Below are 9,913 nucleotides of genomic sequence, written 5' to 3'. Positions count from 1 at the left end.
TCATGCTGACCTATAAAGCAGACTGGTACGGCAAAGCGCTTGTCAAAATAGACCGATGGTATCCATCGTCTAAGACTTGCTCAAACTGCGATCATTTACTGAATAAAGCTGAATTACCGCTATCGGTCAGAACATGGGATTGCCCAAGTTGTTTGCAGAAAAATGATCGAGACATTAACGCCAGTATCAATATCTTACATCAAGGGCTGTTACTGGCTAAACAATCAAAAACTGTCGGTGCGACAGGGTTAGCTTAGTCAATTCGCTTAACCGCTGATACAGAACACCGTGTCAAGTAAGAGCGTTACCTAAGAAACCCCTACCTCTAAGGTAGGGGGTAGTTCATGCAATGCACTTGATAATAAATACCCAGCTGCTAATATTCATGATATTAAATACATTTTACGGCTTCTTTATTAACTTTAATCCAATTATATTTGTTATGCTTTAGGCGAACATTAACGGAAATATCATTTACGAAAAGGATCTTTTATGGCCAATCCCTCAAAAAAAGCAATCAGCAAAGCAGTCAAAGATAAGCATATTATTATCACAGGAGCATCAAGTGGTATTGGTGAGCGTACAGCCTATTTGCTCAGTGAATGCGGTGCTCATGTGATTTTGTTGGCACGTACTGAAGACAAATTAAAAGCCGTGAAAGACAGTATCGAGGAGCTTGGTGGCAAGGCCAGTTATTACCCTTGTGATTTGACCAATATGGATGATATTGAAAAAGTTAGCGAGCAAATTTTGGCAGATTTCGGCCATGTTGATGTCTTGGTCAATAACGCTGGACGCTCTATTCGCCGCTCGGTTCACGAGTCTATAGATCGTTTCCATGATTTTGAGCGTACCATGGATATCAATTACTTTGGCGCCGTTAAAATAGTTCTTGGGTTTTTGCCGACGATGATTGAGCGCCAGACTGGTCAAATTGTTAATATCTCATCGATTGGTGTGCTGGCGAATAGCCCGCGTTTTGCTGCTTATGTCGCCTCAAAATCGGCATTGGATGCCTTTAGCCGCTGCTTGGCTGCTGAAGTGAAGGGCGATAATGTTACGATTACCAATATCTTTATGCCGTTGGTACGTACGCCGATGATTGAGCCTACTAAGTTATACCGCTACATGCCTGCGCTTATGTCGGATGAGGCGGCGATGATGGTTGCCAAAGCGATTGTCCATAAACCAAACAGTATTGCCAGTAACATGGGCAAATTTGCCTCGGCGACTTATTCATTAGCACCAGCAATTAACGTTGGTATTCAATCGATGGGTTATCGTATTTTTCCAAGTACCCGCGCTGGATTGACGAGTGATAAAAAACCAAATATTGCTCAGCGTGCCTTTGCCAGAATTTTACCGGGTGAGCATCACTAAGATAATATGTCTGATGAATTTAAAAAGGAGATGCTATGGTATCTCTTTTTTAATGTCTTAAAATTATGTTTAATTATATAAATGGGTAGGTAGTGGATTTTTATTTAACATAACGTCCGTTATGGGAATATGTTCGGTGCGCTATACAGGTAGCGAAGCATTGGCTATATAATTAGCATTCTTTTGTCTATCATCCTAAATTGTACGAAATTAATTGACCACAGACTTTGATCATAGGAAAGAAAATGTCGTTCTTTTATCCTAAAGATGTAGATTTTATGGAGATGTTTGGATGCGAGAGTCATATAGATAAGGATGGTTTGCTAGAATCCATATTCATTGATACACAAAATAAAAAAATGGTTTTTTCTATCAGTGATATGCAGAACTCAATATCTGCTTATGTATATCAAGATGAAGCAGTAATATTTAAGATATATGAAGAAGGAGCGATGAGGGTCATGATATATGAAAATCAGATCATTATAGAATATCTGAATTATCAGGATTTATACGCTAAAAGACTTACTATTATTGATGTGTATCCAATATTTAAAATTGACCACTGTACTCTGATAGACAAGGATATGAGCCAACTAAACTAAATGCCTTACAGGTATTTTTATATTAAGATATACCTACACCGAACCAATCAGCCCTTCACTGGCTCGGTACCCTAGTGAGGATTCGAAGCTTTGGTTGTGGGCTAATGGTAGCAACGTTTCAACTCGCTAAAATAGTCTGAGTGTACTTCGTTGTGTACTTGCCCTATATATTCTATCTGTGATCGGTGCGCTATATAGTAGACATCGAGCTGCTAGTATTTGCCATAATTATTCTTCTAGGAACAATGGTCGGTTTGGAGAGTTCTATACTGCCCATTTTAGATGGTGAAAAGGTAGTGATTTAACACCATTATTGGAACATGTTCAGTGCGTTATACAGACATCGAACTCCTAGCATTAGGTGTGAATTTAATGGCGACTAAATCAATAGCAGGGGTTATTATCATTAATTTTTCTTATTAAGATCTCCCATTTTGGTTTCTACAGGACTGTCTTGTGTAGCTCACATGATCCATGTATTACAAAAGCACAAAAAAAGGTGATAGAGAAATCATCATAGTAACTGTAACTGCCTTAGCTTTTAAAATAGCCAGCTACAAGCTACAGATCACTACTAGAGTTTCATCTACCACCTTCACTATCTTATGGTGACTGAGCGTTTAAGCCACCACAAGCGTTGCAGTCTAAAGGAGCTTATTTATGCCAAATACCTTTAATAGACTCCCAATACTCTGAGAAAATAGAGTCATTACGCTTCGTTTCTTCCTGACTATCTAGATGGGTAGGTGGCAAGATATGCTCATAATAGGTATCTTTTAATAGCTTACGTAATAAGCCTTCTCCAATAAATCCTTTGCCATCATTTAGCGTATTTGCCGCTCGTAATAGGTGACGAATGTCATATTGCGATGGATCTATATCAGGCACCTGTTTTTTGATATTCAGTAGGCTATATACCGCGACTCTAGCCGTACGAACAGAGCTTTCGACGGTGAATACCACATCATTTCTAGTTTCGACAAATTGTCCTACTAAGCCTAGATTAGTACAACCTTGCGGTACAATTTCAGGGCGGTCGCCTTGCGCACGTACCATAAACTGTGAGGTGATATATGGCATATAAGTAGATCTAACAATGGTATTGTCAACCACGCCGTCTAACTCATTGATAATACCAAGGTGGTGGCAGAGCTCTGCTAAAATCTCATTACCTGTACATTCTGGCATTGGTTTCTTAATATAATTGCCATCTTTATCCATCAGCAAACTATACACCCAAAGTACTAAGGTGTCCTTTGGTTGATCAGGGAAATGCGGCTGACGGTTACAAGTAAAGCTCATTACCCAGTTAGAATCGGTAAAGGTGACGATACCACCTGTCGCTGTTTTACCTGAGTATGGATCATTAACAGACAGCTCTTTAACCTTATCTACCAATGCAGAAGGCTTACAAGTCAGTGTGGCTGACATCCATGCAGACTCATTCACATTACCATTGAATTTTCCAGGATGACCAAAGACGCTGGACTTATGAGCAAGATTGTTCCAAAGCGTCCAACCTTTTGATTGCCCTTGATTGTCTAACATAGCATCTAGGTTTGGCGCAGAATCGTTATCACCATATCGTGTATCATCAGTCATTGTGCCTGTGGTTGCTACTACATAATCATTCTCTGTAATAGTAATACGGGTAGGCTTACCACCTACTTCTGCAATGATGGCTTTGACCGTTTTGGTTGGCTCATTAGCTGAACCCTTAACAGATTCATGGTCATCAGCTTGATTAAACTCAATATCTAAATCCGTCACCGAAGTATCGTATTGGAATTTAACCCCTTTTTCGATGAGATAGTTACGTAGCGGTACGATAAACCCATCATATTGATTGTATTTTGGAAATACTAGCATCGACATATTATGCAGACCATCTAAGTCATGCAAAAAGCGGTGCATATATAGTTTTAACTCAAGCAAGCTGTGCCATTTTTCAAAGGCAAACATGGTGCTCCAAAGTATCCAGAAGTTACTTTCAAAGAAGCTGTCGCTAAAGTAATCATTGACTCGCACATCATCTAATTCTTCTTTGCGTTTTAGTAGTAGACGTATCAATGCTAATTGGTCAGATTTTTTTAGAGTAACACCATTCGTTTCTTTGATTTTACCTTGCTGATGTACCAAACGAGCGATTGAATAGTTAGGATCATCATCGTTAATCAGTCTATATTCATCTAGTACGCTGTATGGCTCTGGCATCTCTACTGCAGGAATATCTTGGAAGACATCCCAAAAGTTCTCGTAGGTAAATTCCATCTCACGGCCACCGCGTATGACGTAGCCATTCTCAGCATTACCTGAGCCATCCATGGAGCCGCCTGACACCTCCAGTTGCTCTAAAAAGGTGATATTTTCTGCTGGTACTTTACCATCACGAATGAAGTAGTAAGCACTAGATAAGCCTGCGATGCCGCTACCGATGATATAAACTTTACTGTCTTTGTAAGCGTCGGTCGGTCTACCGATATTGCGTTGATAGTTGCCTATTTTGTCAGCAAACGGCAAGGTGTTTTGTGGGTAATGGTGTGGATAGGCTTTACTAGCATCTGGTTGATGTGGAAAGCTGTCGATAGTTTTTTGTTTTTCATTAGTCTTTTTCATTATTATCCCCTTAGTGGGTTAAAGAATCTTATAACTCAGTGTTGTTTTAAAATGAAGCTGCTATTAACTTAAATATTTATAGGTCAGTGATTAAATGAGAATATAGTTATTGTTTATTGTTTAAGACGTTATTAACTTCTTGAGAGACTAAATTGAATCTACTTCTTAGTTCATTAGAAATCTTATTTGGTAAGTCTTTTAGTTTTTTTAATTTAAAAGCAAGGTATGCACTATAACAACCACTGGTGATCAGGGCTAAACCAGTCCATATAACAACTGTCATGCCACCAAGTACAGGGTTAGCTAATAAGATTAAGGAGAAAACAATACCGACAACCCCTATTGCTGCTAAATACCCCCAGTCAGAAAAGCCATATTCTTTTAACTCGAATGAATGGCTGACAGCACTAATGGAACGAAACAATACTAAAAAACCGACATAAAAAAGCAGTGTGGCTTGCGATATTGCTGGGTTAACCACCAAAAGAACACCAACAATGAACGTTAAAATCCCAAGGACTAAAAACCAACCCCAGTTATTAAGTACCTTTTTATTCAATAAAGAAAATGCAATTTCAGAAATGCCTGAAATAATGAAAGATATGCTGAACAAAATAGCGAGCGCAGCATAAGACTCAAGCGGTGAAACAAAGGTATATATCCCGGTGGCAATAAAGATAATGCCAACAACAAGTGGAATATACCAATAATTGATGCTTCTATTGATGGTGCCAAAGATGTTTCTAGTGATTGAACTCATTTTTATCTCGATATCTATGTATGTTGCAAAATAACGGCTTGATATAATATTAGGCAGTTTTAATACAAAAAAAAGCTATGAGATAGATCATTGTGATCTATCTCATAGCTTTTTGGTGCCGCTACTAAAGAGCGATAAAACATAGTCCACATGCTGTTCAATAAATTCATCGGAAAAAGGATCGCTCCCAGATAATCTTGTAAACTGAGGGGCAAATGTATAAATAGACGTTGCTGCCCCCAGCAGTAAGTAGCGAATATGCATGCTATCTCCTTGAGGAGCCAATCCTAGTTTTTGTGCTCTTCGAATAATATCCAGCTCTTCATCATAAATAGTGCGTAAATAGTTTTCGACAAACCAGTCAAGTCTTTCCGAATCGCCCTGATTGGCCTGGATCAAAAAATGATGAATATCAGGGTAGTTGGCACAAAACCTTATAGAATCTTTTAACAGCACTCGTATTAAAGTAGGAGCTTCAGCATCTTGCATGTTTCTGCGCTTCTCAAAATTATGTTCACTGTAAATCTCAAAACATAATTTTGCAGTGGCTTTCCATAAGGCCTCTTTAGAGCCGAAATGATGGCTAATTAAGGTATGGTTCACCTCTGCTTTTTTAGCAATGGCGCGCGTTGAAACACCATCAAAACCTGTTGAAGCAAACTCGGAAAGGGCAGCTGATAATATCTTATTTTTAGTGTGTAATGAGCGCTCTTGCTCTGCACGTTCCACAGGCTTCTCTTATTTCTTATTTATTTATGTTAAGCTTCTTAATCCTTATATTAACCAACTGTTCAAGTATTAGATGTTAAGTTATATGGGTTCTTTGTTTTATTGTGTAATTATTATATGTAGTAGTAAGCGCACGGCAGTAGATTTGGTTTGCCAAGCATTAATTTAAAGGTTCGATGTTCAAGCGGTACAACTGTTTCGATAATATCCCTATAGAGAGCTTTTAGGTACGTTGAAGAATGATTTAGCGTATAGCAAGGCTATAAAAGAATTTCATGCCATTATCAATATTACTAAATATATTGAGCTTGAACACAGCTAGATTAAGATTCAAAAAGGTTTGGTCTATAAAATGCCAAGACAAATGTAGTTTGATCATTATCATCAGGCTGAGTAAATAAAACTTCTTAAGTTAATGTCTGCGGGATTGACAGCATAGGTCAATCAGCATCATATCGCTCACGAGTTTCACTGTGAGCGGCTCTAACCAGTAGCTCAGACTGGTTACAATGTATCTGTTGCTCACTAATATCGCGATTTATCCAATCGTCATAGCTTGATGGCTTAACATTTAGCACGCGGCACATAGTGGTGATGCTAAAGAAGTGCTGGTTGTCTTTGACAAAGGCGTACCTGATTAGCTTTGCTTTGCGAAGTACGCTGTCGCCTTTTTTAGGATCTCTCGTTTCTCTTCAGCTACTTTAAGCTGCCGCTTGAGCTGCTTTATTTCCTGAATAGCTGCCATAAGATTAGGATCATACTGCTCAGTTCCTGCAAGTTTGCCTTGATTAGCTTTATTGTGCCAATTAGATAACGTTTGCATCTCTATTTCGAGCTGCTGAACAGTTGCACTCAAGTTACGATTGTTGTCTGTTATCTTTTTGACAGCTTCTACTACAAATTGACTGCCATGTTATGCCCTTTTAATGCCATAAATCTGATATCGTTCTCTTAGGCTTATATGTGTGTAGCTCACGGTTGCAATCTTGCTTTGGCAGTGGATAATGATTTTGAGGTTAGGGCATCTAGGCCTATTTTTTATCTGCTCAGCCAAATATTTACAACCATCCATTATGGCTACGTTTGATGCCAGCATAATTTTTGATGCACCATCCAATATTTTTTTAATGACAATCAAAGGAGATTTATATGAAAGCGGCACGTTTTTATGACAAAGGCGATATTCGTATTGAAGATATTCCAGAGCCTACTGTAGAGTCGGGTACCGTTGGAATCGATGTCGCTTGGTGTGGCATCTGTGGTACCGACTTGCATGAGTTTATGGAAGGTCCTATTTTTATTCCCCCTTGCGGTCATCCTCACCCAATCTCAGGAGAGTCTGCCCCAATCACTATGGGTCATGAATTCTCAGGCGTCGTTTATGCTATTGGTGAGGGTGTTGATGATATTGAGATCGGTCAGCATGTCGTGGTTGAACCATATATTATCGCTGATGATGTTTCTACCGCGCCTGGTGAGAATTATCACTTATCAAAAGATATGAACTTCATTGGTCTTGGTGGTCGCGGTGGTGGTTTGTCTGAAAAAATTGCGGTCAAGCGCCGCTGGGTACATCCTATCTCTAATAAAATACCATTAGATCAAGCAGCCTTGATTGAACCGTTAGCCGTTGGCTATCATGCTTTTGTGCGCAGTGGCGCCAAAGCAGGTGATGTTGCTTTGGTCGGTGGCGGTGGTCCGATTGGATTGTTATTGGCGGCAGTTTTAAAAGCCAAAGGCATTACCGTCATTCTCACTGAATTGAGTACCAAGCGCAAAGAGAAGGCTAAAGAAAGTGGGATTGCCGATTACATTTTAGATCCGACTGAAGTAGATTTGACTGAAGAAGTCATGATGCTTACGGATAACCGCGGTGTGGACGTGGCTTTTGAATGCACCAGCGTCAATAAGGTATTGGACTCGCTGGTTGAACTTACTAAACCTACTGGTGTGGTTGTGATTGTCTCTATCTGGAGCCACCCAGCTTCCGTAAATGTACATAGCGTAGTCATGAAGGAGCTCGATGTACGTGGGACTATTGGTTATGTAAACAATCATCAAGAAACCATCAAATTGGTCGAAGATGGCTTAGTGAACCTTGAGCCCTTTATTACTCAACGTATCAAATTGGATGACTTGATTGCTAAAGGCTTTGAGACTTTAATTCACAACAATGAATCAGCAGTGAAAATTATTGTGAACCCGAACCTGTAAATAGTAAGGCAAGGGATATCCGGCTAGCTAGGTGGTTTTAATCCGTACGTTAGAATTTACCAAACCTCAAGTTGCCCAAATCTACCTAGGAAGCCTTAGACACACTGATCCCTGCTGTCAATCCCGTACACTTAAACTTGGGAGATTTTAATCAGACAACTGGCGGAAGTTTTTTAGGGTATACCCCAACGGAACCAGCTGTTTCACCCTTTAAACCTATTAACAGACCACTTAAAACAGACTGCCATAATGGAACCACTTATAACAGACTAGCCAAAAATTCGCCACATTATCCAAAATAACCCTGCCATCACCGCAGCAATGACCAATAGCCGCTTTGCCCAATAAGGAATAAGCGGTTTTTTATAGCCCAAGTCATTGAGCTGGCTGTCAACGCCCTCTTGTAGACTTTGGAAGCCTTGCTCTGTGGGTGTGGTTTTCACGCGAGTCTTCGTCAAGCGCTCCGACTCTTCTTCCACTTGTTCTCTATCAAAGCTAAAGGCTTGGCTTGGGATACCTTGTTTGTTGGCGATAGTCGTGAGGGTTTGCTGCTGCTTGTTCTTTAGCGCAAGCTCATAAGCATCTATGCGAGATTTGGCGGCATCCATACTGATATTTTCATCAGCGGCCAAGGTTTTAATCGCCTGCACCAAATTGCCTTTTTCGACCATCATCATAACGGCTTTTGGCAGTTTTTTATTGGCGGGCGTTGAGCCTGAATCAGAGTCAAACATGACAGTCCTTATTTGGGTGTGATACTAGGTAGGTGAGGGTATTATAACCATTTTATCGGCGCAAAATTCAAGCAAAAAAATACCGCAACCATTATCATGTCTGCGGTATTTTCATGGCGCTTATCGTATTTCAATAAAAAATGGCAATAAACGCTTCTTTTGAATTATCTAGGACAATTTATAAGTCTTTCCAGCGTTGGATAGACTCTTTGATGACTTCTTTAGCTTCTGCGACGTCACCCCAAGATTCGACCACCGTTGTACCGGCTTTTTTAAGGTCTTTATAGTGGCTGAAATGAAACTGTAACTGGTTGATCAGCTGCTTTGGTAAGTCTTCTAGGCTGTTGTAAGCATTGCCTGTATCACGGTCGTCAGCCGGTACGACGACGATTTTGTCATCAACTTCGCCATCATCAACGAATTTCATCACGCCGATTACTTTCGCTTTTAAGAAAATACCAGTAGGCAAAGGCTGTTCTGTAATGATAAGCGCGTCTAACTCGTCGCCATCTTCATCAAGGGTTTGCGGAATAAAACCATAGTTACAAGGTTTAGCAAAAATCTGTGGATCAACACGGTCAAGCTCAAAAACTGCCAATTCGCGATTCCACTCAATTTTATGGCTGCTACCAGTTGGGATTTCTACGACCACATTAATGATGCCGCCATCGACGTCGCCTGCGTCCAAAATTTTATTAAAATCTGCCATAAATTGCTCCAAGGTGCTTTTGTTATGAATGCTTCAATGATAAAGGGTTAGATGTTGGCGCGCTAAGGTTATTGCTGCGCCCAATTTGTGCGCCTGCGATTATAACAAGTTTGACTCAAATTTTCTCACAATGCTTAAGTCTAAGCGTGCACGATATTATGCAAAA

At 40.0% G+C, this 9,913-nt stretch carries 9 protein-coding genes and 1 pseudogene; 4 read left to right on the top strand and 6 right to left on the bottom strand.

The genetic code is table 11. The annotated features are described in order from the left end of the window. From CXF58_RS01955 to CXF58_RS01945, 3 genes are all read left to right on the top strand, one after another. Positions 1–257, top strand: a 257-nt coding sequence (locus tag CXF58_RS01955; RefSeq protein WP_102076408.1) for a zinc ribbon domain-containing protein, incomplete at its 5' end; no start/stop codon positions are given. Between the two features lie 235 nt (positions 258–492). Next, complete coding sequence (locus CXF58_RS01950; RefSeq protein WP_102076407.1) at positions 493–1,380, top strand: SDR family NAD(P)-dependent oxidoreductase; 888 nt, start codon at positions 493–495, stop codon at positions 1,378–1,380. A 245-nt stretch (positions 1,381–1,625) separates the two neighbouring features. After that, positions 1,626–1,985 carry a hypothetical protein gene (locus CXF58_RS01945; protein ID WP_102076406.1) on the top strand — a complete coding sequence of 120 codons (360 nt, stop codon included), beginning with the start codon at positions 1,626–1,628 and terminating at the stop codon, positions 1,983–1,985. A gap of 654 nt (positions 1,986–2,639) precedes the next feature. Here CXF58_RS01945 and CXF58_RS01940 read toward each other — a convergent pair. The 4 genes and pseudogenes from CXF58_RS01940 to CXF58_RS01925 all read right to left on the bottom strand — a co-directional run. Next, complete coding sequence (locus CXF58_RS01940; RefSeq protein WP_102076405.1) at positions 2,640–4,601, bottom strand: oleate hydratase; 1,962 nt, start codon at positions 4,599–4,601, stop codon at positions 2,640–2,642. Positions 4,602–4,707: 106 nt separating this feature from the next. Further along, on the bottom strand, positions 4,708–5,361 hold the full coding sequence (locus CXF58_RS01935; RefSeq protein WP_228706507.1) for an HdeD family acid-resistance protein: 654 nt from the start codon (positions 5,359–5,361) through the stop codon (positions 4,708–4,710). Positions 5,362–5,463: 102 nt separating this feature from the next. Further along, on the bottom strand, positions 5,464–6,090 hold the full coding sequence (locus CXF58_RS01930; RefSeq protein ID WP_102076404.1) for a TetR/AcrR family transcriptional regulator: 627 nt from the start codon (positions 6,088–6,090) through the stop codon (positions 5,464–5,466). A gap of 443 nt (positions 6,091–6,533) precedes the next feature. Beyond that, a pseudogene (locus CXF58_RS01925) lies at positions 6,534–6,967 on the bottom strand (IS3 family transposase); the annotation flags it as partial. A 272-nt stretch (positions 6,968–7,239) separates the two neighbouring features. On the opposite strand from CXF58_RS01925, the gene CXF58_RS01920 reads away from it, so the two are divergent. After that, a complete protein-coding gene (locus tag CXF58_RS01920) occupies positions 7,240–8,304 on the top strand; it encodes a 2,3-butanediol dehydrogenase (RefSeq protein WP_058023639.1) in 1,065 nt (354 codons plus the stop codon). A gap of 269 nt (positions 8,305–8,573) precedes the next feature. Here the strand turns inward: CXF58_RS01920 and CXF58_RS01915 are convergent, their stop codons facing one another. Both CXF58_RS01915 and CXF58_RS01910 read right to left on the bottom strand, forming a co-directional pair. Then, positions 8,574–9,038, bottom strand: coding sequence for a hypothetical protein (locus CXF58_RS01915; protein ID WP_102076403.1), 465 nt, complete (start codon positions 9,036–9,038; stop codon positions 8,574–8,576). A gap of 178 nt (positions 9,039–9,216) precedes the next feature. Beyond that, positions 9,217–9,747, bottom strand: coding sequence for an inorganic diphosphatase (locus CXF58_RS01910; protein ID WP_025651820.1), 531 nt, complete (start codon positions 9,745–9,747; stop codon positions 9,217–9,219). Between the last annotated feature and the right edge of the window lie 166 nt (positions 9,748–9,913).

The organism is Psychrobacter sp. Sarcosine-02u-2, from assembly GCF_002836335.1.
GTDB classification, from domain to species: Bacteria; Pseudomonadota; Gammaproteobacteria; order Pseudomonadales; family Moraxellaceae; genus Psychrobacter; species Psychrobacter faecalis.
The sequence above is the reverse complement of the archived record's forward strand: the minus strand, read 5'-3'. Positions and strand labels throughout refer to the sequence as shown.